We start from the raw sequence: 26076 nt of genomic DNA, 5'->3' as shown, positions 1-26076 counted from the left end.
ACGCGCACTTTGTGTTTATACTGGATTTTATTCTAAGCGGAAGGAGCTGCCGATTATTCCACGTTCAAAGGCCGTTTTCGCACCATTCACTCCTTCTCAGATTGGTCCGAAAACGGCCGAGGACGATGGACAGTGTAACCTTAGCGGCTCTATCCCCACGTAATCGTTACTGTCTTCCTACCTAACAAAGACAAGCTTCTCACCATAAAAATGGCCCGCAACATCGACATAAATGCTGCGGACCATCCATAAATTTTAGAACAGATCCAACTGCTTCGGTGCCAACCCCGCGAACTGCACGCCCAAAATCTCTTGCAGCCGCAGTGCGTTGCGGGCCGCAGCGTGCCCGGCGTTGTTGTTGAAGATGTAGCAGATGTTCTCCGCCTTGCCGGCCGCATCGGTGGCAATCTGGCGCAACTCCTCGTCACTATAATCGTAATTGGTGCGCTCTTTGACCGCACCGCTGATCCAACCACTCCGATTGCGACCGTGCAGGCGGACGTAGAGCGTGTCGCCAGCCGTTAACTCGGGTACGAAGGGCACCGAGTTCGCGCCCACTTGTGGCTCATCGACGGCAACGTTCGCTAAGTGCGCACTGCGCAGCGTCTCCAGCGTGGTCGCCCGCATTGATGGCGCGAACCAGCTGGAGTTGCGCAGCTCAATGCTGATGGGCAGCGTTGGCAACCACTCGCGCAGCCGGGCCAAATAACGGACGTTTTTGGCACTCGCCGCAAAGCGCGGCGGAAACTGAAAGAGCACACTGCGCAGCTGGTCCTCCGCGACTAGCGGCTGCAGGCTGTCCGCAAAGAGTGCAAACTCCTGAATCAAGGTCGCGGTGTTCGCGTGCTGGTGCTGGGTCATGAGCCGCGTCGCCTTCAGGATGAAACTAAAACCCGCCGGTACCTGCGCCTGCCAGTTGGCCACCACCTGCTGCTTGCGGATACCGTACGCCGTGGTGTCGATCTCAACAACTGGAAAATTCTGCGCGTATTCAGTTAGACCGCCGCCATCAGTTAAGAGCTCGGGGTGGTCGGTGAAGCCCGTGAGGCCGATGCTAATCATGTTTATTCACCTGGAGTCCGATAAAATCATCCCCGGCGTAATTCGCGGTCAGGTCCAAGTCGGTGCGCCCGCTCATCATTTGGGGGAGTACCTCAATGAGGTCCGGAATCGTGCCTTGGTTGTCAGGTGCCGCCAACCACTCAGGGTCAAGCGCGGCCAGCAAACCCTCCCGCGTCATGCGCGGCAGTGCCAGTTCAGAACCGATGCGGACGGTGAATAGGTAGATTTTGCCCACCAGTTCCCCATCAATGCGCCAGTCCATCACGCCGAGCTTAGTGAAGCGTTCCGCGTCCAGGCGGACCCCACTCTCTTCAAAAGTCTCGCGCACCGCACCGGTCAGGATATCCTCGCCCGGTTCGACCTTGCCCCCGATCAGATTCCACATGCCCTTGAAGGGAATTTTGCGGCGGTTGATGACAACCACGCCGACTGGGGTTTGCAAGGCAATTAATGTGTAATTTTTCACGGTAAATCTCCCTTCTGGAAAGGCTACTTCCTTTGCGGCGTGCGGTCCCGTTCGGCAACGTGCCGCTCGAGGACTTGGTCGGGCAGCGCCCAACCCGCAATCGTCAGGACGTCGATGATCACGACTGAAGGTGCCCACAAGAACCCGCAGCCAATGGCAATCACGTTGATGCCAATCGTGATCAGGGTCTTGTTCAGGCCTCGGCGCAAGATTGCGACCGGCGCCTTGCGCTTGCGGTTATCGCAGATCAAGGTCCACACGAGCAAAGCGTAAGCACCGTTCGTGAGCATGTTGACGAACCCGTAGAACGCGGCCGGCACCAACGCAATCAGTGGGTGGGTACCGATCCATGCAGTGGCAAACGGATAGAAAGACATCGTCAGCAGCATCAACATGTTCGCCCACAGAATCGGCGTGCTGACGTGGTGCACGATTTGAAACAAGTGGTGGTGGTTGATCCAGTACACGGCCAGAATCAGGTAGGACGCCAAGTAGATGATGAACTCACTGCGTAGTGACCAGAGCGCGGCAAAAGTGTCCGCGCGCGGCGCCTTGAACTCCAAAACCATGACCGTGATGATGATGGCGAGAATGCCATCCGTGAACGCAACCATGCGTTTTTCTGACATCGCTATTCACCCCTACCGCAAAAATTCAGTGCTACTTAGTTTCTGGCTTGCGCTCGTAGAAGCCGATTTCGTATTCATCAAGGACGTCACGCAATGGCCGTGCGTACAGCTTCTGGAAGAATTCGGGACTGGTCTGGTTCTTGGCCAGTTGCAAAACGAATGCGGTCTGGCCATCCTGAATGCCTTTTGCATCGTAGGCAATCGTGTGCGGCTTGTTGCTCGTGTAGCCGATGTCCTGCAGCTGGTAGATCTGGTTCAAGGACAAGCGCAGCTGGCGGGTGGACAACACGGGAGTGACCACGATGAAGCCCGCAAAGTCGAGGGCGATGTCAAACGCAACCATGACTTCGTTGAACTTGTTAAACAGCTTGACGATGGCCGCCCGGTAACCGCGCGCATCCTGAATGTCAGTGTCCTGAATCACCTGGAACAACTTGGTGGCAATGTCCAACGCAACCGGGTACTTAGTGTACCAAGCGGAAACCAAGTCGCTTTCGGGGCCGCCCAGCAAAACGAGGCCGTCCAGCAAGTTGAAGATGCGGGTCAAAACTTCGCCATCATCCTTAACATCTGTTTCAACTGGTGTGTCTTCCTCAATGCCCTTGCGCACTTGGGTGAGCACCTCTGGGGTGACGATGTTGTTATCCATCTGCCAGCTAATGACGAGACTGTGAATCACAGCGGATTCCAAGGCGCCCGCAATTGCCCGCATCTGGTCGTCAAAAGACTTGTTGGCGGTGTGCACAGCAGTCCCGGTCGTTGGGTAGTTCATCTCTTGGAGCAGCAGGTGCCAGAGCTCATGGCTCAAGGTGTAGTCAACGTTGGTGCTGTCACTGATGGTGATGGTGCCGACCCCATCGCGGGTGACTTCGGTGTCCCCGTTGTCGTTGCGCAGTACGCCGCTCTTTGTGTCTTCATCAACCTTGATGTTTATTGGGGTGTCAAAACCTTGGTTTGCTTGGTCTAACAGTTCCTGAACTTGTGGGTTTAATTCAACCATAATTTTCCTCCATGCCGGCGCGATATGTATCAAATCACGCACTTTCCTATAGGTATCATTGTACCGCTTGCATGCCAGCTTCCCAAACCCCGAGTGGTGACATCCCGCAAAAAAGATTATGTTTCGTGACTATTTCCCGGCAAAAGGTGCTAGAACGCCCCCAATGCGGCATAATAGAAGTAGCAAAATTTAAGCGAAGGAGCGCTAATTATGAAAATCGCAGTTCCAATGCAAAATGGTCTGTTACCAGATAAGTACGGCAAGTACGCCGCAGCGGCCGATCAGCAAGATGGCTACCCGGTCCGCAGCTTTCCCATCACGATCACGGACGCACCAGCAGGCACCAAGACTTTTGCCTTGAGCCTCGTTGACTTCGACTCCGTACCGGTGTGCGGCTTCGTCTGGATCCACTGGACGGCGGCCAACATTCCCGCTAGCCTGACCAGCATCCCGGAAGACGCTAGCCAGCAGCTCGCGGACCAATTCGTCCAAGGCCACAACTCCAACGTTAGCCGCTTTGTCGGCCTGGCGGGCACGCCGCGCGCCAGCGGCTACGTTGGCCCCCAGCCACCAGACAAGACGCATGACTACACCCTGACCGTTTACGCGGTCGACAGTGAGTTGCCACTGCAAAATGACTACTACCTGAACGACCTGCGCCACGCCTTAACTGGCCACACCTTGGCCAAAGCCAGCATCGAGTTGCCATCGCGCGCATAATTGGCAGCAGTAATTAATAACACAACAAGGGTTGGGTATAAATCAAATGCATATTTTCCGCAAAATTCTCAATGGCTTTCTATTATTACTCGGCCTGGTAACCACGGTAATCATCCTGGTCGATACCATCAAGGCGGTCCACAATACCGTCATGACCTGGGCCGCCATCGCTGCAATTTTATTATTTGTCGTGATTGCGATCCTGTTAACGCTGACTCCACGCCGTCGTGGTTGGCGCATTGGTATTCTGAGCGTCATCCTCATCGTTGCCTTCGCCCTGCGTGCAACGTGGATCCTGCACACCCGCAGCTTCCCGGTCGCGGATTTCTACACTTTTTATGAGGCGTCGATCGATTTCGCGCACGGCGTGAACCCATTCCACCACCCCGGCTACTTCGCCACCTGGCCCTATCAAAATGGCTTCGTAATCTGGCAGTCCTGGCTGATGCGGATCTTCGGTACCAGCGAGCTCACTTTGCAGATGGTCAACGCGGCGTTCAGCACCCTCACCGTTCTGGTCATCTACTTTCTGGGTAAGGAACTCATGAACTTCCGGACCGGCCTGCTCGCCGCTTACGTGTACGCACTTTATGTGCCCGCAATCGTAATGAGCAGCGTTCTGACCAACCAAACCGTTGCCACCCTGTTTTACCTCTGCGGCTTCTGGCTGTTGCTCCGCAGCCAAAAGAATCTGGCCGGCTCATGGCGCTGGCTCTGGGGTTCCGCCGGCGCGGGCTTCCTGCTGGCGTGCGGCAACATTTTGCGGCCACTTGGCTCCCTCATCATGCTGGCAATTGGCGTGTTCTACGTCTGCTACATGCTCTGGGCGCAGCGCGGGCACTGGCGTGACGTGCTCAAGCCACTCGCGTTCGTCGCCGTTCTCTTCGGACTATACTTCGGCACGATGGGCGCGGCCAACACCGCCATCGTCGCAACGGGTACCGCGCCTTACAAGCTGGTTAACCGCAACCCCACGTGGAAGTTCGTCACCGGGCTCGATTACGACAGCAATGGTATGTACTCAAACATGAAGATCCGTGAGCTCGGCACTTACGCCCTCGGCCACGACCGCAACGTTCACGGCAAGTGGATGATCCAGCAGGAAACGAAGGACAAGGGCAAAATTCTGCACCTGTTCTGGAACAAGGCACGTTACATGTGGTCCCACCTTGACGACGCCTACAACTGGGCCGTTAACAACGACAGCGCGGCCATCAACCCGAATAACCGTGGGCAAAAGTTGGCCACAACGCAGGCCTTCCAGGGCATGCAGTGGTTCACCATCTTCCTCGCCTTCGCGGCCGGCTTGCTGGCAATCTTCACGCGCTGGGGCAAGCGGCTGCAGATCAGCTACATGGCGCCAATGTTTGTCATCATGTGGTTCGGTTATGCGGCCGTGCACCTGCTGATCGAAATACAGCTGCGGTACCGCTTCTTCATCATGCCGACGATTATTATCATCGGCGCGATGGGGGCGGTCGCGACTTGCCAGTGGGCGTACAGGAAGTTGTTGCCGAACGACCCGCTGCAATTGCGGCTGGATGACGAAAAGTAAAGCGGACTAAATATAGGCCTGTTCCCGTGTTGGGAGCAGGCCTATTTCTGTATGCTTCTAAAATGCCGGACGGCGGGCGCATTTTCCGTCCACTGCGCCGGCGGTAGTGACAGACAGGCATGCTGGGGCCGTTGCAGACTTGGCAAAATACGCCAAGTCTTCCGCTGAGCTCCGAGCCCGCCGTGTTCAGTCATCTCACACGGTAAACTTACATTTGGTGGCCATATCTCCCTTGCGGTCTCTCCACTCACCCCGAATATTGAAGGTAGTAGTCTTGTAAAAACCACAAGACTACTACCTTCAATATTCGTTTCAGCATGGTCACTACCGCCGGCTCCGTTACCGGAAAAGGCGCCCGCCGCCCTACTAAGATGTACTAAGTCAAACAGTATTAATGCTGACCGTTTCATCATAATTGGCTTCAAATACAACGTTGGCAGCACACATCTCCATAATCACTAGCACGGCTGAGTCCGTTCTCGAAATCTGGTGTACAAATCAGGATTACATTTCTTGGTGTGGCAGTGCTTTGCTCAATTTGCGGAGAAATAGCGCCGAATTCCTTTATTCCAAAGCCATCTGGATAACAGATACAACACGACTTCAAAAAGCACAATGTAAGCAAAATGCCAATAACTGCTTACAGTCAACTTCAAGGAGAGAACGGGTAAATTCGTTACCAACAATACCGGCACGATAAACATGAAAATGAATCGCAGAATTCGTGGAAATATGCCGGCAGGCCTGCTTAGAAGGTCGATGGAATCTTCCATTATCCCTCCCAAAGCGGTGAAACCATCCACCCAGAAAGTGACGGTCACGACCGCCTTATTCAGAATAAAGAACAATCCAAAAGCTAACAAAGCTGCAAACACGTACAACACAACGCCCACTGCTGTGAAGCTTAATTGTTTTAAACTAACGCCAACGACAACCAAGGAAATTACAAAATTAAAGATGCTGGGGACATCAATCTGGGCCATGGAAGTGAACCAGTACGATGATACTGGCCGAATCAATGTGTAATCCAGGTTACCTTCAAGAATATCCTCACTTAAATTCTCATGACCAACGATGAAAAAGATATTGTATAGATACACGACGCTCGAGACAGTGGCAATTAACAGCTGATATGATTGCCCATCCCAGCCATTTACGCTCCCGGATGCCGCAAAGAAAATGTGCCCGGCTAACAATTCGACCACGAAGAAGATCGCCGCCAAAAAGAACGTGAAGAAGCTGGTCGCACGGTAGATGAAAAACTCTTCGACACTTACTCGCCACACCGCTTTAAATAATCGCATCAAACACCAACTCCTTCAAATCTCGCAATGCCTTTTCGAATCACGACTCGATAAAGCAAAATAAACACAATGATCCACCCCACAACGACTGCTAAATACGTCGTTATCGATTCCCCTGATTGGCCCAGCAATAGTCTTGCCGGGACGTCGCTAACCAGGGAGAACGGATTTAAGCTGAGCAAAAACGTGTATTTGCTCCCCAAAAAGCTTAAGGGAAAATACAGTCCGCCTAAGAGCAGGTAGGCAGCATTGACGGCCGAACGCAATGGCCAGACATTAATCAGCCAGAAACTGAGCGACCCCAAAAGCATCATAAATGTAAAAAACATCATTACGCACGCTAGCATGTAAACAACTAGCAGGAGCATCTGGAACGGGCTCTTCGATATTAATTGCGCAACTAAAAACACAAGCAACACGATTATGTAGATGATTTGCCCACCGAGAAACGTTGCGAGGCCCTCGCCAAAAATAGAAATCGGCCGATACAACAAGTTGTTGAGCGCACCCGTCCGGATCTGACTAGATAAGCGGAATATCGGTGACGTGCTGAAGATGATCGCCGCGAGATTCGTAATGATCAAATACTTGGTCATGTTTTCAATCGAGTAGCCACCGATGGATGACTGATTGTTATACAGAAACCGCCACATCCATATCGAGACCAGCATTCTCGCAATATTTGTTGCTAGCTTAGTGATTTCATTACTGCGGTAGGCAAGCCGGCTGCTAAAACTATTTACGCCGATCAGCAAATACTTCATTTCTGAACACCACCATTCTCGTATAGATTCAAAATGAAGCTTTCAAAATCGGTTCCGTCGCGCGTAATTGAAACAACGTTCTGATAACCAATGGCCGCAACCTTTTCGTCAACATTATCTGTCGTCGCTTTAACTGTGTACTCGTTGTCAGCTTGATCCCGCGCAACGATTGTAAATTCTTGGAAGGAGTTCGAGTTCATTGGCAGCTTGTCCGGCGCACCATTGTAAACGATCCGCCCCTTAATCATGACCATCACGCGTTCAGCAATTTCTTCGATATCTTGCAGATTGTGCGATGTCACCAGAATTGTCGTCCCATTTGTTTCGTTTTCTTTTTTCAGGAAGCGATAAATTGATTTTTGGGTCGGCAAATCCAGCCCCAATGTGGGTTCATCCAGAAACAAATACTTGGGGCTGTGGATCAGTGCCGCTATTAGTTCACAGCGCATGCGCTGGCCAAGCGACAGTTTCCTGACCGGTCGGTTGATAAATTCAGAGACATTTAACATCTCAACCAGTGCGGCTCGTCTAGTTTTGTATTCTTGCGGACTTAATTTGTATATCTGTGCAAGCATGTTGTATGTATCTGCTGGTGGCAGGTCCCAAGCTAATTGGGATTTTTGACCAAACAGCACGCCAATTTCGGACAGAAAACTTTTTGAATGAATCGATGGCTTCGCTCCGTCAACCAAGACATCGCCTTGATTCGGTGTCAGAATGCCGGTCAACAATTTGATCAAGGTCGTTTTGCCAGCACCATTGGGCCCCATGAGGCCGACCATTTCACCATCCTGCACCGCAAAATCAAAATCCGTCAGTACTTGAATGTCCTCTTTGTCACGATGAAACATATCTTTTAAAGTTCCGGCTAGTCCCGGTGTTTTCTCAAAACTTGTGTAGTGAAAGCTGATTTGGTTAGCATTTATCATTTTGACTATCTCCCGCGGATAATGTCCGCTCCTTACTTAATGGCCATGTTATACCCCCCCTGTTCAAAATCAAACCTTTATTTAATTTATTTATAATGGTCATGCAATCGCTGTGTTTACACCAATCCACCGCAATTCCTTCGAAGGTGACTGGTTCAATGCTGATTTTAGGCAAGACGACATCACCGCTAAACAAAACATTTCTAATCGTGAGTGGAGTTGAAATGCAATAGTCGGAAACAGCAAAAAACCTCGGGACGCATCCCGAGGCTTTTACTATGCCGTCAACGAAAGTATTGACGCTCAATTTTGCATGCGAGTTAGTGCTGCACAACGACCTTGGTGCCGTACTTGATGTGCGTGTACATCCAGTAGGCATCGGAAACCGTTAGGCGAATGCAGCCGTGAGAGTGCGGCCGCTTCCCGAGGAGTGCACCCTCTTGGGCGAGGTACTGACCCCGACCATTGATCGGAACGGAGTGGAACAGGTAAACGCCGTGGTCCTTCCATGAAACGTAGTAGCGGGCACCACCGAGGCTACCGCCAAAGACGGGGCCGCGTTCACGCTGGATGGCGTAGGTGCCGGTTGGCGTTGCGTCACCGGGACGACCGGTCGAGCAGAGCATCGTGTACAAAACGGTGTTGCCGCTCATCAGGTAGACGCGCTGCTTGGAAAGGGACACCTTGACCCAGACGTTGCGGTAAGCGTTCAGGTTCGGGTAGGCGTGATCAACCTCAGATGGGCCGTGCCAGTCAACGGTGGCTGGGTTGATGCTGACCCAGTTGTTGCCGCCAAGGTTGTACCAGGTCAAGCCCTGGTAGTAGCGCACGGCGAAGTACTTCCACTTGGAGCCGTAAGCCAAGCTCTTGATGACGCGATAACCCTTGCCAGGACCAGCTTGCAGGTTGCGCTTGGCGTTCAGGCGCAAAGTCCCACTGCGCTTAACGACGCCACTGAGCGTTGTTGCGGCAGGCTTTTGGCCGGGACGAATGCCGACCCACTGGTTACCACCAACGTTGTACCAGTTCTTGCCTTCGTAGTTGCTACGAATTGCAAAATACTTCCAGCTGGAACCAGCCTTGAGCTGCTTAACGACCCGGTAGCCGTTGCCGGCACCGTTCTGCAGTGCGGCGTTGATCGGCAGCTTGATGGTCCCCTTCTTGCTGACAACGTTGCTGCTTGGTGCTGCGGCAGGCGCAGTTTTGGAAACACTGACCCACTGGTTACCACCCAGGTTGTACCAGAAGTAACCCTGGTAATCACGCACAGCAAAATACTTCCAGGTGCTGCCTGCTGCAAGTGGCTTAATGACGCTGTAGCTCTTACCGGGACCGGTCTGCAGGTTGCGTGCAGACGGTAACTTGATACTGCCAGTCTTCACGGTCAGGCCGCTCAGTGCCGGCGTGCTGGTCTTAGCGGTCGCGGTGCTGGCTGCATGCTGCGTCTTGGCAGTCGCTGTTGCTGTAGTTGCAGCCTTGCTGCTACTGCTGTCACTGGCAGCGGTAGTTGTGCTAGCTGTACTTGCGGTAGTAGTATCAGCTGCGCTTGTCGTGCTAGCACTGGTAGCACTAGCCTGTTGGGAGCTCTGCGCAGCGCTAGTAGTTGCAGCTTGAACCGCCTGCCCGTGCAAGCCGGCAGTGGCGAGCGCCAGCGTTGCCGCAAGCCCAGCAAGCCGAATGATCTTAATGCTCTTCATGATAATTCCTCCAAACATTTCTACGTCCTTTAGCATTCTGATTCTGCGGTGGGACCTTGTCAATCAGAAGCGGTGATTAGTGGCTAATAATTAATTAATAACTCTGCTACGCCACATTTTGGCATGCGCACAAAAAAAAGACAGCCGCCAGTGCGACTGCCTAATTGATTAATTACCATTTAGAATAATGATTTTACCCAGTCAGCAAGGGCGCTGAAGAAGTTGCTGATTGCGGTCATGACCCGCTGGAACAGGTTCTGGCCCTCCTGCGTGTTCAGGTTGGCCTTCACCTTGTTGAAGAGCCCCTTCGCGGAGTTCTGAATCGAATCAGAAAGCTTGCTGGCTTGACCCTTGAAGTCGGTACCCTTGAGCGCACCGGAATTCTGAATCTTGACCAGCAGGTTGACGATCTGGGTCCGCTGATTGTTGTTGATGATGGTGCCCAGATTGTTGTTCTTGAGCTGGCTGTCGACGATGTTCCCGATTTGATTCTGGGACAAGGTCTGCTGGCCGTTGTTGGACTGGCTCGCCATCTGCGACTTCATCCCCGCAACCGCGTTGTTCAGCTGCTTGTCGGAGTAGCCGTCCTGGTTCTTGTTCGCCTGGGTGATGCCACTGAGTGTGTTAACTTCATCCTGCGCGGCGGCAACTTGGCTGCTGCTCAAGTTCTGGCCGTGCTGGGCAAAAGCAGCGTAAACCCCGGCGAGCGCGCCGGAACCGTCAATTTTGACTGCGGAGGTGATGTAAATGTTCGCGTTAGTGACCCCGGCGGTGAGGGCGGCATTGCGGTACTGGTCAGCGGTGATGGTGGTGATATTGTTCACACCAGCGTAATTCAGAATCTGGACGTTGATGCCGCCGTTGTCGGTCTTTTGCACCATCGCACTGGACCAGACACCTGAACTGCTGGTGAAGTTGCTGCCGCTTGGGTTTAGGTACTTGACCAGCGTGTCCCCATCAACGGTGAGGGTGTCAAAAGTACCGCCGTTCAGGCTCGCGGTTAACGTATTGGTCGTCCCCCGCTTCTGGCTCTCAGTTAATGAGGAGCCAAGGGTGACCACCGGCTTATCCCAAGCTTCGCCGGTATCCGCGTTAACGTGCTGAATGCCAAGGCCGAATGCACCGAATGCGATTGCCATAATGGCTGTTAATAATCTTTTCATATCTGTGCGTCTCCATTCACGTACGCGAATGCCGCGTACCGACTTTTTACCGAACGAACAGCTTATCACCGCTCGGCACCCCCTCATTCTAGCAAAAACGCACGTCAACTGCGCAAAAGTCGGCATTTTCTTAAACTAAACATATCCAGTCACGATTTGGCTATTGTCTCAATAAGCCTAATTTAATCGTAAAGTAATCGCTTGCATGATCCGCAAAATTAGCGTTAAAACGCAATTTTTAGCTGTTATTAAATGTGTTGCCGAATATTGTCACATTTGCATTTTTGTTCAGCAGTTTCGGACACTTGTGTATGTATTGTGTCACAATATTAAGCTATCGTTAAATTATTTTAAATAAACGCTATGGAAACTGCTCATAAAGGGTGCTATCCTTATGCCATTCTGGGATGTCAAGATAGTCTGGCGGCAGTGGCCCAGACCGGGCAAATAATAGGAGGTACACATAATGAGTGGAAGAAAAACACTACTGGGAGTGACCGTTCTCAGCTCCATCTTGTTACTGGCTGCTTGCGGCAACAAGAGTGCTAGCGGGCCCAAGAAGCAAACGATTCGCATGATGCAGGGCGATGTCATCCAAACCATGGATCCAGCGCTGGCAACTGACGTCATTTCCGGTCAAGTGATGCAAGATACATACGCCGGATTGTACCGTTACTCCGGTAAGAAACTGCAGCCAGACATGGCCACCAAGATGGCGACCGTCAGCAAGGACCAGCTGACCTACACTTTCCACATCCGTAACAACCAGAAGTGGTCAGATGGCAAGCAATTGACCGCCAAGGATTTTGAATACGGCTGGAAACGGGCCGTTGACCCCGCAACCAAGTCCGAATACGCCTACGTTTATAGTGGTATCAAGAACGCCGACGCCATCATGGCTGGAAAAGCAAAGCCGAGCACCCTCGGCATCAAGGCAACTAGCAAGTACGGCTTGAAGGTCACCTTGGAGAAGCCGATTCCGTACTTCAACTCCCTGATTACCCTCCAGTGCTTCGACCCCGTGGAAAAGAGCCAGGTCGACAAGTACGGCAAGAAGTACGGGACGAACTCGAACACCCTCACCTTCAACGGACCATACACGCTGGGCAAGTGGAACGGTGCTAACAACTCTTGGACCGAAACCAAGAACCCGAAGTACTGGAATGCCAAGAATGTTCACGTCCAGACCCTGAAGACGCAGGTTGTTAAGGAAAACACCACCGCGCTGAACCTCTACCAGGACAACAAGCTGGATGACGTCGTGCTCACCGGGAACTCCGCTTCCCAGAACCAGAACGACCCCGCTTACCACATCGTGCCGCAATCCGCGACCTACTACCTGGAGCCCAACAACGCGCAGGTACCTGAATTCAAGAACGTCAAAATCCGCCAGGCGCTGTCCCTCGCCGTCAACCGCAAGGAATTCATCCGCAAGGTCCTTGGTAACGGCTCACAGCCGGTTCACTCAGTTGTTGCCGCAAAGATGTTCTACAACGAAAAGACTGGTCAGGATTACGCTGACGCCCTCGGCAAAAAGTCAGATAGCTACTCCGACTACAACCTGAGCAAGGCCAAGACCCTGTTCAAGCAAGGTATGGATGAACTGGGCGAAAAGCACTTCACCTTCACCCTCACCGGTGACGACACTGAAGCAGCTAAGGCCACGCAGGAATACTTGCAGTCCGCACTCCAGAAAGTCAGTTCCGGGGACGTTTCCGTCACCGTCAAGACCCACTCCGTACCATTTAAGACCCGGGTTGCGCTGGCGCACGCCCACAACTTCCAAATGCTGATCACCGCTTGGGCGGCTGACTACCCTGACGCCATCACCTTCCTCGACATGTTCCGGAGTGATAACGAAAGTAATGACGCCAAGTGGTCCAACCCACAGTTCGACGCATACATCCACGCCGCTTCCGGCAAAGACGTTGCTGACCCACAGAAGCGCTGGGACGACCTGGTCAAGGCCGGCCGCGTCATGACTGAAAATGTCGGCGTTATCCCGCTCTACCAGAACGGGGCTTCCCACCTGACCCGCACCTCAATCAAGGGCATGAAGATCAGCCCAGCTTCAATGATTAACTTCGTTGGGGCTACAAATAAGACTAGCAAGTAGGAGTGCTGGAAAAGCCGGTTAGCTCCTGAGCATTAACGTGAAATTCACCCTCAACACGCACTTTGTGTTGGGGGTGAATTTCGTGTTAAGCGCAAGGAGCTGGCTTTGGAAGCACGTTCAGATGTTGGGAGAGTTTGCGGTTTACCGCTTACTCTCCCACATGCGAAGCAACGCGGAGCGGCCGAATTCGCACCAACTGGCTCCTATTCAGATTGGTCCGAATTCGGCCGGGGCGATGGCGGCCAAAACCTCGGTAATCTCGCCGGGGTTTTGTTTTGCCCAGCTACTTGCAAATAGTAAAACTCGTTCACGATTAACCATAGATGTCAACATTGCGCCTCAATTAGGACCCAGCTATACTCTGGTTAAATAATGCTTAAGGAGAAAAAATATGCCATATTCAGGAAATGCTTCATCGACCGCTTTCAACGTCCGCAAAGCCCGCCAACAGTTGGCCCTGCTCAAGGCGGCCTACACCGCTGACCATCAGAATCTGACTGATTTGCGCATGTGGCACGACGAGCGTAGTGACCGCCGCAGTGTGCCGACTGATGCCAAGTGGGAACCGGCCAAAATCGGGACGACCTGGTCCGGCCGCGACGCGTACTACTGGCTGCAGTTTGACCTGGATGTTGACCCGCAGCAACAGGAACGCAGCGTGGTCACGTTGAACCTCGGCCGCACCGGCGACGGTAACAACGACGGCTTTGAGGGCCTCGTCTACATCAACGGCGCCATTTATCAGGCCGTTGACTCCAACCACGAGCAGTTGTTCCTCGACCCGGCCGAATTCGGCGGCCACAACGTCATCAGTATCTGCATGTGGTCTGGTCTTGAAGGCGGCGGCCCGAAGAAGATCCAGCATTTTGCCATCAAGACGGCCATGGTCGGCCCAGAGCACGCGGCGATTCGCGAAGCTTACACCTACCTCTGGAACATCTGCGACCTCATCCCCGAACTGGCCGATGACAATCCGCTGAAGTACGATTACGTGCGCCTAGTCAAGAACATTTTCCGGCGCTTCTTCTGGGCGACCGAAGACGCGGTGGCAATCACGCAGCACGCTAGCGAAGCGCTGGCGGACATCCACGCCTTCACCAAGGAGCACCAAGGTGAGAAGCTCGGTTTCGATGTCGCCGCAATCGGCCAGACCCACATTGATGTCGCCTGGCTGTGGCGCTACCGGCACACGGCCGAGAAGGCGACCCGCTCTTTTGCCACCGCACTGCAGCTGCTGCGCGAGTTCCCTGACTTCAAGTTCTTCTACTCCACGCCCCAGGTCCACAAGTGGGTCGAAGAGCGTGCCCCCGAGCTCTTCAAGCAGATGCAAGAGTATGCCCAGGACGGCCGCTGGGAGGCTGACGGCGCTACTTGGGTCGAGCCCGACACCAACTTGCCGAGCGGTGAGGCACTGACCCGCCAGTTCCTGTACGGCTCCGGCTATTTCAAGGACAAGTTTGACGCCAAGCAAACCGTCCTCTGGCTTCCCGACGTCTTCGGCTACTCCGACGCCCTACCGCAGATCATGCGCGGCTTTGGCATCAGCGATTTTGTGACCTCCAAAATTTCCTGGAACGACACCAACCGCGCGCCGCACGACACCTTCAAGTGGCGCGGGCTCGACGGTAGTGAGGTCCTGACCTACTTTCTCACCAGCACCGAGAGCATGTACGACTACAGCCAGGCCGACATGTTCAAGTACACTTACAACGCCGAGATCACGCCCCGCGTCGTGCTGCAAAGTTACCGTGAGTACCAGGACAAGCAGCTCAACAAGCGTCTCCTGATGCCATACGGTTTCGGTGATGGCGGTGGTGGCAGCACCCGTGAGATGGTCGAGAACATCCACGTCATCAACGAGCTGCCCGGGCTGCCCCACATCCGCAACGAGCGCGTAGATGACTTCTTCACGAACCTGCGCCAAGAGGTCAAGGACAGCGGTGAGCAGTACCCCGTCTGGTCCGGTGAACTCTACCTGGAGTTCCACCGCGGCACTTACACCTCCCAGGCCTTCGTGAAGCGCGCCAACCGCAAGCTCGAATTTGCGCTGCGCGACCTCGAACGCTTGGCAACCGCCCGCCGCGTTTACCAGGGCGTCCCTTACCCTCACGCGCAGATCCGCAAGCTGTGGCAGATTTTGCTCAAAACGCAGTTCCACGACGTCCTGCCCGGCTCCGCAATCGGTGAAGCATACGAAGATGTCCGTAAAGACATCCAGACCATGCGCAAGGGCATCGTCGCCCTGCAGGGAATGGCCGGTGGCATGACGCTGGTCAACCCGAACGCCACCCTGACCAGCGGCGACGTGACGCTGCGCGACATGGAAGACGGCAGCTTCACTCTCGCCGGCAAGCCGGTGTCCGCGCTGCGTAACGGCAAAGACTACCAGTTGCTGAACGTACCGCTCGCCCCACTCACTAGCGCCAAACTGGTCTTCACACCCGGGGAGCTACCAGCGCCAAGCATCAAGGATGACGTGCACGCCATCAGCACCCCGCACTACGACATCGAATGGAACGCAGCCGGCACTCTCACCCGCATCTATGACCGCGACAACAAGCGTGAAGTCTTGGCACCCGGTGAGTTCGGTAACCGCCTGACCATTTACGAGGACCGGCCAACGACCTTCGATAACTGGAACATCGATGCTGACTACACGGACAAAGCCGTGCAATTAAAGGGGCAAAGCATCACTGTCACCAGCAACGATGTGGCCACCACGGTTGATTTTGAATACAGCTACCACCAGTCCACCGTCTCCCAGCGGATGATTGTTAGCAACTCCGACCGCCGCATCGATTTTGCCACCACGGCCGACTGGCACGAACACGAACTGCTGCTGCGGACGGCATTCGACCTCAACGTGCAGACCGACTATGCCACCTATGACATTCAGTACGGTAACCTGCGCCGGCCAATCAACCGCAACACTTCTTGGGACACCGCCAAGTTTGAGGTGGTGGGGCACAAGTGGGCCGACCTCTCGCAGCCGGATTACGGGGTCGCGCTCATGAACGACTGCAAGTACGGCTACGCGGCTGAAGACCACAGCCTGTCCCTGTCGCTCATCAAGGCCGGCACCTACCCAGATACCGACGCGGATCAGGGCCAGCACGAGTTCACCTACAGTCTCTTCCCGCACCAAGGCGACTGCATCACTGGCGGTGTTGAACCCGCAGCCCTGCGCCTGAACGCCCAGCTCAATGTCGTTTACCAAGATCAGGAGCTGCCCGCGCTGTTCACCGTCACTAACGGTGAGCACGTCGAAGTTGACGCCATCAAAATCAGCGAGGACGATAGCGGCGTCATCATCCGCCTGCACGACTTCTCCGGTAGCGACCAGAGCGTCACCGTCACCCCGAACTTCACCGCCAAAACGGCTAGTGAGGTGCGGCTGGATGAGACGCCCGTCAAAGACCTAGACGACCCTAGCAACGTCACACTAGCGGTCAAGCCATACCAGGTCCGCACACTGCTGTTTAAGCTATAATCTACAAATCAAAAAAGTGCCCAGACGAGAAATTATCCCGTCTGGGCACTTTTGCGTTGACAATGAGTGTCTTCGAAATGACTGGCGACATCGCTGCCGGCCGACTCCTGACCGGTCATAATTATGGTGAGGAGTCGGCCTGTAAACGTGGCCCACAATGCAGCTCCTTCCGCTTAGCCTAAATAAGGTGTATTCCCAAGTTCGGGAATACACCTTATTTTGCTAATGCTCAGGAGCTGACCGCATTGTGGCCCACTCTCTTTTAGAAGTTCGTCGTGTCTGGGTCCGTCGCTAACCCGGAGACACCGTGCAAAGCATCGAGTGCCTGCATGTCCTCAGTGCTCAGACTGAAGTCGAAGAGCGCGGTGTTTTCCTGGATGCGGTTGTCGTGAACAGACTTAACCAGCGGCAGGAACCCGTGCTGCAGGGACCAGCGGAGCAGGACCTGGGCTGTTCCCGTACCGTACTTTGCGGCAATCTTCTTGATTTCCTCATTACCAAGCAACTTGCCGGTACCAAGTGGGCTGTATGCTTCGGTGAGCAGCTGGTTGTCAGAGTTCATCTTGGTAACTGCCGGCTGCAAGTCGGATGGGTTCAGAAAAATCTGGTTGACCATTGGCTGCACGCTAGCGTCCGCCTTGATCACATCAAGGTGTTGCTGGCGGAAGTTAGAAATCCCAATGGCGCGGGCCTTACCATCCTTGTAAACCTGCTCCATGCCGCGCCAGGTATCCTTCAGGCTGTCCGGGTATGAATCACGGAAGCCGGCTGGGTTTGGCCAGTGGATCAGGTACAAGTCCACGTGGTCCAAACCGAGCTTGCTGAGTGAAGTATCGATTGCCTTTTGCACAAGGTCGAAACTGTGCGCATCGTTGTTCAGCTTGGTGGTGACGAACAAGTCGTCGCGACTCAAGCCGGTAGCTGCGAGGCCTGCCTTGATGCCTTCGCCGACCGCGTCCTCGTTGCCATACATGGCGGCGGTGTCGATGTGGCGGTAACCAGCCTTGATGGCGGTCTCAACACTGTGCTTGGCGACCTCACCCTCTGGCGTCTGCCAGGTCCCAAAACCAACAATTGGAATCTTGACGCCGTTGCTCAACGTGTAAGTGTCGCTCATTTTTGTAATTTCGGTCATGATATCCATCCTTTCTTAAGTGCTTTCAAAATCAATTATAGTCTAAGCGGCAGCCGTTGGGCAGCAGGCACACTTACTAATTGGCAGGACAGATTAGTGCAGATGCACGCAAAAACCCACACCAAAAGGAGCCCGCACGAACGATTGCAGCTCGTGCGGACCCCTATATTTTGAACGACTGTTAAGCTTTGTAATCGCGCATCATGTCCGTGATGACTTCCTGAACGGGCTGAATCGCGTGCACCATGGAAATCCCGGTTCCGACTGAAACGTAACCATGTTCCAAGTCGCCATCAAGCATCCCAATGCGCATGCCGCTGGTGCCGCCCATCAACTTGCCGTTCGCCTTGACTGCTTCGTCCCGCGGCAGCTGCTTGTCGTTGGCAATCATCTGTTCACGCAGCTTAGTTGGCAGGGACCGGTAGTAATCCGGAACCGTCCGGAACAAGGTCAAATCCTCAGCGGTTGAATCAACAATCAGCTGCTTAACATTTTCCGCCGCCGGGTTCTCAACGGTTGGAATGAGCCGCGAACCAACGTACACCCCTTCTGCACCCAGTGCAAAAGCGGCGTTCACAGTGCGGGCATCCCCAATCCCACCAGCCAGCAGAACGGGAATCTTAACCGCATCCGCAATCATTGGCATGATGGCAAAAGAGCCAATCTCACCACCTGGCAGCGTACCACCTTCATCAAAACCGGTAGCAACGTAAACGTCCGCACCCTGCTTCTCAACGGCCTGGGCGTCTTCGATTGATGGCTGGAGCGAGCGGACAACAGTCTTGATTCCGTGGCCCTTGAGTACGGCCATGGTTTCTGGATCAACTCCAAAGTCGGCACCGGCCACACCACCAAGCGAGTTCAGCAATACTGCCGGCACGTGCTCAGCAAGCACAACGTCCAGAATCTTCTTAGTAAAGATTGACGTTGAGCTGCCGGTGACAATCAAGGTAACGGCAAACGGCTTGTCGGTCAGCTGCTGCACCTGTTTGATTTGGTCGCGCATGCGCTCCGCGGTCTCGTCCGCACTCGTGGTCACACTGTGCTGACCGGCGTTGGGCCCAAGAATGCCGAGGCCACCAGCATTGCTAACGGCGGCCACGAATTTTGCGTCCGTGAGCCACGACATTGCGCCCTGAATAAATGGATACTTGATGCCGAGAATTGATGCCACACGGTTCATTTTGTTTACCCCACTTTGATATTGTTAACTTCAATGTACAAAACGCGCCGCGGGGGTTCAATTGGCAATGATTGCAGCAATGTTAGATAAGTGGCATTTATCTGGTACAATGTCCTATAAGAGGAGAAACAATGAATAAAAACGATCTGCGTTATCTCAAAACTGAGGCCAACCTCCACCGCGCTTACCTGACCCTACTGGCCCAGCAAGCGTGTCAAACGATCACGGTCAAACAAATCTGTACCCTAGCCCAGTGCAGTCGCAACACATTTTACTTGCACTACCATGACCAAATGGCACTCCGCGATGCCATCATTGGCAAGGTCAAGTCTGACCTGCTGGGGGCATTCAACTCCCCCAACACGCGCCTAGCCGAAATCGACCAGACCAAAATCAAGGAATACGTGGCCAACATCATCAGCAGTGTCACCGCCCAAAAAGCAACGCTCACAATCCTATTCAGCAAGGACGATGGCTCCTTCCAAAAGCAACTAGAAGACGTCATTTACACACAGGTCCTCACCGGCGACCGCGAACTGTCCCAAGCCGCCGACACCCCAGTGAACTACCTGAACGCCGCCTATTTAGCCGCGGCCGTTGCCGGATTCATCGCCAGCTGGATGCGGCAAGCAGACATTAGTGACCAGACCGCCGAACAGACCTTGCTCGCGATCCACCAAGCAACAATCAACACCAATTCCGCATACTTGGCGACCGCACAGCGGTAAATCGCAATCAATCCCAAAAGAGCCGGAACACAGCCTCTGCCCGTTCCGGTTCTTTTCGTTCTACAATTATTCGAATCACCGCGCAAAATGCCGCACCGCCGCAATCAAAAACGCACTCGCCCCGGTTCCACCGAGCCGGTCATAATTCGCACCAAAACGCGCATCGGCGGCGTACATATCCATCAAGCTGCGGTGCATTGCTAGCTCATACTGCGGCCACATAATTTGCAGCCACTGCTGATGCAAGTGGAAGACCTGTTCACCAGCCGCGCCAGTCGCAGCGGCATCGGTAGTCACCGCATCTCGTAATGCCTGCGCGAGCTCCGCTTCCACTTGCTGGCTGCGCTGATACGTTGCTTCATCCAGCCCGGCAAAATGCTGGTCCGCATCCATTTTAGCGGCAGCACCCCATTGCGCGCTCACTTCATCCCCATAGCGTTTGTCGTTCTCCGCGAGCGCGTTCCGCTTGAACGCTGCGAATTTCTCACTATCACTCATTTGCTCGTCCTCCTGATTGGCAATCGTACTGTCCACTTGGGCGATGAGGACGGCCAAATCATTTTGCTGCCGCAAGAGTTTGGTGCGCTGAACGCGCAACTTCGCTAACCGTGTAGCCTCATCATCCTGCAGCAGTTCACCCACTGCCGCGAGACTAAAACCGGCCGCGGTGTAAAACTGAATCAACTGCATCCGGTCAGCATCAGCGCTACTAAACTCCCGGTACCCATTAGCGGCAACGGTCGGCTTAAGCAGCCCCAGCGAATGGTAATAGCGCAAGGTCCGCTCACTAACGCCGGTCAAAGCGGAAAACTCACTAATACTGTAATGCATCCTCATCACCTCCAAGGAACAGGATAAGGGCTGACGTAGTGTCAGGGTCAAGAGTTATCGAAAAAAACGTTTCAAATAGTAGCACGCGGTGGTTAGTAATCACTCTCCTCACCACAATGGCTGATTGACCGTAATTAAGATTAAGAACACAAATGTAGGGCGGCGGGCGCCTTTTCCGGGAGCGAAGTCGGCGATAGTGACCATGCTGAAACGATAATCAGCGTGGTCTTCGCTGATTATCGGGGAGAACGGAGAGACCGCTAAGATGATAATAGCAGTGACTGCAAGCTTACCGTGATCGGTTACGACAACACGGCGGACTCGCAGTTCAGGGTCAAGACTCGGTGCTTTTCCGAGGCTTGAACCCGGCCCCAGCATGCCTGTCACTACCGCCGACGAAGCGGGAGGAAAATGCGCCCGCTGCCCGGCATTCAACAAAGCGAAAGTGGCCTGACCCACATAAGAGTCAGACCACCACCAAACGATTTACTTGTTTTCCCCGATGCCAAGCTCACCATCACTGACATCCGCACTATCGACCTCATCGGTATCCGCAATGTCAGTCGCCTTGACCTCGGTCGCCCCGCCGATAACCCGCTGGACCCCGTTCAGGTGCTCGAACAACACACCTTCGCGCAGCCCGTTCTGCGAGAACATCAGGCGGTCAGAATCGTTGTAGCGCATCATCGTGACCACCGGAATCAGCCCGGCAACGATAATGTCGGCGCGCTCCTTGGACAACCCGGGAATCGCCTTGCGTTGCTCGAGGTCGGCGCCAAGGATCTCCGTGAAGATTTTGTTGATCTCCGGCGTGTACATCCGGAAACCGTGAATCTCTTCCATGTCCTTGTAGTTTTCCTTGCGCCGCTCGATTTTGGCCAGCGTGCGGTTACTACCACCGAGGGCAATCACGGGCAGGTTCTGGGCCTTGCGCAACCACCAGATACCATTGAAGGTCCGGTTGATGGCCGTCATCAGCTTGAAGAGGTCGGACGCATCCATCGGGTCACTGTCAACGAAACGCTCGGTCAGGTTGACGGAGCCGAATGGAATCGAGATCAGGTGCTGCATTTTGCGGTTCTGCACCAGAATCAGCTCGGTCGAGGCACCACCGGTATCCATGATCAGCGCATTTTGAACCGGCAAGGTATTGATGACCCCGCCAAAATCAAATTCCGCTTCCTTAGCGCCAGGAATGACCGTGATGTCGATCCCGGCCTCCTCCTTCGCCAGCTTCAAGAAGCGCTTCTGGTTGCGCGCCTGGCGGACAGCGGCCGTGGCGTAAGCCTTGTAGGAACCGTTATCCATCTTGTCGATCTCGGCTCGGAACCGTTTGAGCGCCGCAATCGTGCGTTCCATCGCGGGTTCCTTGAGAATTTTCTCGCGGCCCATGTCTTCGGACAGGCGCACCATTTCCTTAAGCTTGAGCTCAGGGGTGTAATCGCCGTTGTCATCGATCAGCCAGCTGCTCATCCGTGCTGAATTACTACCTAAATCAATTACTGCAAAGTGTTCCATTATTTGTCTTCTCTCTCGTCATCATCAACGTCTTCTGGTGCCCGCAGCGGAACGAAGCGCCGCGGCCCGGTCGGGTCATTGGGCCTGTGTCCTTCTGGTTCGTCGTTGCCACCAATCAGATCATCGGCTAGCTCCTTAGCGTGTTCCAGCAGGTATTCTTGAGCGTTCAGTGGGGTCCGGCCACGCCGGTCGATGTGCTGCCAGCTAGCGTCAGGCTGCAAAATCCGCGTCTTGGCGTTATCATCCCACAATATTCCATAAATACCAATTATTTGTTCTTTTATATCCGCCTGCAAAATCGGGAACAGGATCTCCACCCGCCGCGAGAGGTTGCGGGTCATGAGGTCGGCGGAGGACAGGAATAGCTGTTCATCCCCGTCGTTGTAGAAGTAGTAGATCCGGCTGTGTTCCAGCAGGTGGCCAACGATCGAGTGGACCTCGATGTTCTCAGAAACACCGGGAATGCCCACTTTCAGGTTGCAGATGCCCCGCACGAGCAAGTGAATCTCAACCCCGGCCGCACTAGCTTCGTAAAGCTTGCGAATCATTTCCGGGTCGGACAGGGAGTTCATCTTCATCTGGATCAGCGCCTTACGTCCAGCCTTGGCCGCCGTAATTTCGTCGTCGATGCGTTCGCTCAGGTAATCGCGAATCCCCATTGGCGAGATGACCAACTTGTGGAAATATGGTGGTTCGGAAAAGCCGCTCAACATGTTGAAAATGTTGCTGGCGTCCTCACCGAATTCCTGATCCGCAGTGAACAGGCCCATGTCGGTGTAGAAGCGGGCGGTCACATCGTTGTAGTTCCCGGTTGCCATGTGCATGTAACGGCGAATGCCGTCCTCTTCTCTGCGCACGACCAAGGTGAGCTTACAGTGCGTTTTGAGTCCGACCAGTCCGTAAATAACGTGGCAGCCGGCGCGCTCCAATTCCTTGGCCCAGTGGACGTTGTTTTCTTCATCGAAGCGCGCCTTGAGTTCAACCAGCACGGTGACCTGCTTACCGTTGTCCGCGGCTTGCTTTAGATACTTGATGATCGGCGACTTGCTGGACACCCGGTAGAGCGTCATTTTGACCGCCAGCACCTTCGGGTCAACGGCCGCCTGATGGATGAACTCAACCACCGGTGTGAAGCTGTCGTAAGGGTGGTGCAGGAAGTAGTCCTTCTGCCGGATCAGGTCGAACATTGAATTATCCTTGAAAATCTGCGGCAGGTATGGCTCGTGCTTCTTGTAGAGGTACTGCTCCTTGTCGGGAATGGTGATGCCCTTAACCAGCTGACTAACAAAAGTAAGGTCGATGGGTCCGTTAATTGCGTACACATCGGCCTCGTCGATGTGCATGTGCTTCATCAGGTAGTGTTCGAGGCTCTTGCTCATGCTGCCATCGATTTCAAGACGCATGACGCGGCCGCGTTCCCGCTTCTTCAGCTGCGCCTGGATTTCCTTCATGAGGTCGGAGGTATCCTCCTCGTCAACGTCCAGCCCCATGTCCCGGGTGACCCGGAACATCGCGGTCTCACTGATTTGTGCACCCACGAATAGTTCGCCGATGTAGTGACGAACAATTTCCTCCAGCATGATGAAGTCCTGTCCGTCACCGGGCAGCCGCAAAACACGTGGCTCGGTGGACGGAATCTGGACGGTGGCGAAGGAACGGCCCTTCCCCTTGGCCTCATCTTCCGGCCGGACCAGGCGCACGGCCATGTTCATCGTGCCGTCAGCAAGGAATGGGAACGGCCGCGAGACGTCAACCGCCATCGGGGTCAAAATTGGGTAGAGCTCGCGGTGGAAATAGTCGTCGATGTAGTCAAGCTGCTCGCCCTTCAATTCCTGCGCGGTCAGGATGCGCACCCCGATGTTCTCCAGGTGTGGCACGAGCGAGCGCGAGAAGGTCCGGTACTGCTTATCGACCAACTCGTGAACGTCATGACCAATTGCCTTCAACTGCATGGTCGGCGTCAGTCCAGCCGCGTCCGGCTTGTCGTAATTGACCGACACCATTTTGCGTAGGGACGCCACGCGGACATTGAAGAACTCATCGAGGTTACTCTGGGTGATGCCAAGGAACTTCACCCGTTCCAGCAGCGGGTTGCTCTTATCGCGCGCTTCTTCAAGGACCCGGTCGTTAAACGCGATCCAAGACAGTTCCCGGTTAGTAAAATATTTGGGATTGGTAAAAGTCTTTTTACTCATGCTAAACTCCTCCACTTCAGACGAATCGGCATCCCGAAGACAGCCTCAAAGAAGCTGCCCTTTTTGGCAAGAGTCCACTTCTCCAGCTCCAGGTTCTCATGGCTGTCCGCGGTGATGGTGACCTTACCGCCACGCGTCGAGACGCTGATATTACTGATCTTTTGCCGTCGCGACGTATCCAGCGAGTCAGCCACTCGCAGCAGCGCGGAGAGTTTGGCGACGATCAGCCGGTCACTGCCATTGAAGGTGCGCATCGCCGACATGTCCAGCTGTGGCGTCGCGCTCGTGTGGTAATGCGCGATGGTCGCAACAATGCGCTGCTCCCGACTCGACAGGCCCATGATGTCCGAGGCCTGAATGATGTAATCACTATTCAGCGCGTGTTCATGGGTGTCGATGTAGCTACCGACATCGGTGATCAGCGCCGCCGTTTCCAGCAGCAGCCGCTCACGCTTACCGAGGCCGTGCAGCTTGTGCAGCCGGTCGAATAATTGCAGGGCAAAGCGGACAGTGCAGTCGCGGTGCTTTTCGTCCACGTGGTACCAGTTAGACAAGGTCAGTGCACTGGCGAGCGTCTCCTCGGTCGGGTCAAACTTCACGGCCTTACTACCGGAAATGATGCTGGCGTTGACCTCCAGCCCATCGATGAGCTTTAAGTCGCTGCTGTAAATCGACTCGGGCCCCAGCTTTTGCACTAGCTGGTGCAGCAGCATCATCGTCGGCAGCACCTGGTTGACCTCATCCGGGTCGATATCGTAACGGGTCGTGATCTGCTGGTCGCTGGCCCGCGTGATTTCGTGGTAGACGCTGTGGAAACGATCCTGGTTCACCAGCTGATGCTTGTTCTCCGGCCACATATTTTGCAGCAGGCGGGCGCCGGTACCCATGATGATCATGTTGGTGTAATCGTGTTTTTGCGGCAGCAGGCGCAGGAAGTCCAGCAGCCGACTGTCGATGTAGTCGCGCAGGATTTCCACGTAGTTGGCGGCTGTCCGCTGCACGTCCTTCATGACCTCGAACACCCGCAGCGGGCCAAGGTTCAGGTTCCGGGCAAAACTGAAGGCCCCGTTGTTGAAGGCGATGATTTCAACGGTCCCGCCGCCGATATCAACCAGCACGGTCCCATCCTGGATCAGCTTGTTGAAATGCGGAAAATTCTGCATGACCGCGCTTGTCCGGTAGTAAGCTTCTTCGGGAATTGCCAGCTGGTGCACCCACATTCCCGTCCGGTTGAACAGCTGGTCACGCACGAAGTCGGCATTGTCCGCCTCAAAGAAGGACTGCCCGGCGTAGACTGCCGACCGCGTCACCCCGTAATCCGCAAACACCTGCTTGACGGCGCTCAAAGCCTCTTGCAGCGCGTCGGTCATTTCCGGGGAAATGATCCGGCCGCTGTAAATTTCTTCACCCACTGCGACCGGATAGCTACCGTGCTCGATTTCGCCTAAATCCTTGGGGTTCGTGATGCTAAAGGTAACACCTTGACTTTCAACAACGACCAAGCCTTGACTTATCTCTGCCACAATCTTCACCCGCTCTTTCTGTTATAACTTAATAATACCATGCAAATGGCGGAAATGCCGCGGGTATC

General features: G+C 54.3%; 19 protein-coding genes and 1 pseudogene. 5 read left to right on the top strand and 15 right to left on the bottom strand.

The annotated features are described in order from the left end of the window. Positions 1–255: 255 nt before the first annotated feature. Genes GN107_RS05760 through GN107_RS05745 form a run of 4 tightly spaced genes read right to left on the bottom strand, consistent with a single transcriptional unit; the run spans position 256 to position 3157 of the window. On the bottom strand, positions 256–1062 hold the full coding sequence (locus GN107_RS05760) for a DUF72 domain-containing protein (RefSeq protein WP_155286778.1): 807 nt from the start codon (positions 1060–1062) through the stop codon (positions 256–258). Continuing rightward, positions 1055–1528: an NUDIX domain-containing protein gene (locus GN107_RS05755; protein WP_155286779.1), complete on the bottom strand. Its 474-nt coding sequence runs from the start codon at positions 1526–1528 to the stop codon at positions 1055–1057. The genes GN107_RS05760 and GN107_RS05755 overlap by 8 nt, the downstream gene beginning before the upstream one ends. A 23-nt stretch (positions 1529–1551) precedes the next feature. Then, positions 1552–2157 carry a TMEM175 family protein gene (locus GN107_RS05750; RefSeq protein ID WP_155286780.1) on the bottom strand — a complete coding sequence of 202 codons (606 nt, stop codon included), beginning with the start codon at positions 2155–2157 and terminating at the stop codon, positions 1552–1554. A 31-nt stretch (positions 2158–2188) separates the two neighbouring features. Next, positions 2189–3157 (bottom strand): hypothetical protein, encoded by a 969-nt coding sequence (locus tag GN107_RS05745; RefSeq protein WP_155286781.1) that lies wholly within the window; start codon positions 3155–3157, stop codon positions 2189–2191. Positions 3158–3367: 210 nt separating this feature from the next. Here GN107_RS05745 and GN107_RS05740 point away from each other — a divergent pair, with 210 nt between their 5' ends. Both GN107_RS05740 and GN107_RS05735 read left to right on the top strand, forming a co-directional pair. Next, positions 3368–3877, top strand: a complete 510-nt coding sequence (locus GN107_RS05740) for a YbhB/YbcL family Raf kinase inhibitor-like protein (RefSeq protein WP_155286782.1) — start codon at positions 3368–3370, stop codon at positions 3875–3877. A gap of 46 nt (positions 3878–3923) precedes the next feature. Beyond that, positions 3924–5432 (top strand): ArnT family glycosyltransferase, encoded by a 1509-nt coding sequence (locus GN107_RS05735; protein ID WP_155286783.1) that lies wholly within the window; start codon positions 3924–3926, stop codon positions 5430–5432. 533 nt (positions 5433–5965) lie between these two features. On the opposite strand, the gene GN107_RS05730 is transcribed toward GN107_RS05735, so the two are convergent. From GN107_RS05730 to GN107_RS05710, 5 genes are all read right to left on the bottom strand, one after another. Next, positions 5966–6736, bottom strand: coding sequence for an ABC-2 family transporter protein (locus GN107_RS05730; RefSeq protein WP_155286784.1), 771 nt, complete (start codon positions 6734–6736; stop codon positions 5966–5968). Continuing rightward, a complete protein-coding gene (locus GN107_RS05725; RefSeq protein ID WP_155286785.1) occupies positions 6736–7500 on the bottom strand; it encodes an ABC transporter permease in 765 nt (254 codons plus the stop codon). The genes GN107_RS05730 and GN107_RS05725 overlap by 1 nt, the downstream gene beginning before the upstream one ends. Next, positions 7497–8429: an ABC transporter ATP-binding protein gene (locus GN107_RS05720; protein WP_155286786.1), complete on the bottom strand. Its 933-nt coding sequence runs from the start codon at positions 8427–8429 to the stop codon at positions 7497–7499. The genes GN107_RS05725 and GN107_RS05720 overlap by 4 nt, the downstream gene beginning before the upstream one ends. Before the next feature lie 320 nt (positions 8430–8749). Beyond that, positions 8750–10126, bottom strand: coding sequence for a L,D-transpeptidase family protein (locus GN107_RS05715; protein WP_155286787.1), 1377 nt, complete (start codon positions 10124–10126; stop codon positions 8750–8752). Between the two features lie 179 nt (positions 10127–10305). Beyond that, the gene (locus GN107_RS05710; RefSeq protein WP_371863477.1) at positions 10306–11265 is read right to left on the bottom strand and encodes a DUF1002 domain-containing protein; all 960 of its coding nucleotides are present in this window, start codon (positions 11263–11265) and stop codon (positions 10306–10308) included. Between the two features lie 490 nt (positions 11266–11755). Between GN107_RS05710 and GN107_RS05705 the strand changes: the two genes are divergently transcribed. Together GN107_RS05705 and GN107_RS05700 are read left to right on the top strand one after the other, a co-directional pair. Beyond that, positions 11756–13405 carry a peptide ABC transporter substrate-binding protein gene (locus GN107_RS05705; RefSeq protein ID WP_155286789.1) on the top strand — a complete coding sequence of 550 codons (1650 nt, stop codon included), beginning with the start codon at positions 11756–11758 and terminating at the stop codon, positions 13403–13405. A 391-nt stretch (positions 13406–13796) separates the two neighbouring features. Further along, entirely contained in the window at positions 13797–16895 is a 3099-nt protein-coding gene (locus tag GN107_RS05700) for an alpha-mannosidase (RefSeq protein ID WP_155286790.1), read from the top strand. Between the two features lie 262 nt (positions 16896–17157). Here GN107_RS05700 and GN107_RS05695 read toward each other — a convergent pair whose 3' ends face one another. After that, complete coding sequence (locus GN107_RS05695) at positions 17158–18030, bottom strand: aldo/keto reductase (RefSeq protein ID WP_155286791.1); 873 nt, start codon at positions 18028–18030, stop codon at positions 17158–17160. A 181-nt stretch (positions 18031–18211) separates the two neighbouring features. After that, entirely contained in the window at positions 18212–19213 is a 1002-nt protein-coding gene (locus GN107_RS05690; protein WP_155286792.1) for an NAD(P)H-dependent flavin oxidoreductase, read from the bottom strand. 131 nt (positions 19214–19344) lie between these two features. On the opposite strand from GN107_RS05690, the gene GN107_RS05685 reads away from it, so the two are divergent. Further along, positions 19345–19941 (top strand): TetR/AcrR family transcriptional regulator, encoded by a 597-nt coding sequence (locus GN107_RS05685; RefSeq protein ID WP_155286793.1) that lies wholly within the window; start codon positions 19345–19347, stop codon positions 19939–19941. 75 nt (positions 19942–20016) lie between these two features. Here GN107_RS05685 and GN107_RS05680 read toward each other — a convergent pair whose 3' ends face one another. The 4 genes and pseudogenes from GN107_RS05680 to GN107_RS05665 all read right to left on the bottom strand — a co-directional run bounded on the left by GN107_RS05680 (position 20017) and on the right by GN107_RS05665 (position 26008). Further along, entirely contained in the window at positions 20017–20772 is a 756-nt protein-coding gene (locus tag GN107_RS05680; protein ID WP_196246259.1) for a MerR family transcriptional regulator, read from the bottom strand. Between the two features lie 606 nt (positions 20773–21378). Continuing rightward, positions 21379–22293: pseudogene (locus GN107_RS05675) on the bottom strand (Ppx/GppA phosphatase family protein); the annotation flags it as partial. Continuing rightward, the gene (locus tag GN107_RS05670) at positions 22290–24485 is read right to left on the bottom strand and encodes an RNA degradosome polyphosphate kinase (RefSeq protein ID WP_155286796.1); all 2196 of its coding nucleotides are present in this window, start codon (positions 24483–24485) and stop codon (positions 22290–22292) included. The pseudogene GN107_RS05675 and the gene GN107_RS05670, both read right to left, overlap by 4 nt. Continuing rightward, positions 24482–26008 (bottom strand): Ppx/GppA phosphatase family protein, encoded by a 1527-nt coding sequence (locus tag GN107_RS05665; protein ID WP_155286797.1) that lies wholly within the window; start codon positions 26006–26008, stop codon positions 24482–24484. The genes GN107_RS05670 and GN107_RS05665 overlap by 4 nt, the downstream gene beginning before the upstream one ends. Positions 26009–26076: the final 68 nt, after the last annotated feature.

The sequence above is a fragment of the Lacticaseibacillus zhaodongensis genome, assembly GCF_009687905.1.
Taxonomy (GTDB): Bacteria; Bacillota; Bacilli; order Lactobacillales; family Lactobacillaceae; genus Lacticaseibacillus; species Lacticaseibacillus zhaodongensis.
The sequence above is the reverse complement of the archived record's forward strand: the minus strand, read 5'-3'. Positions and strand labels throughout refer to the sequence as shown.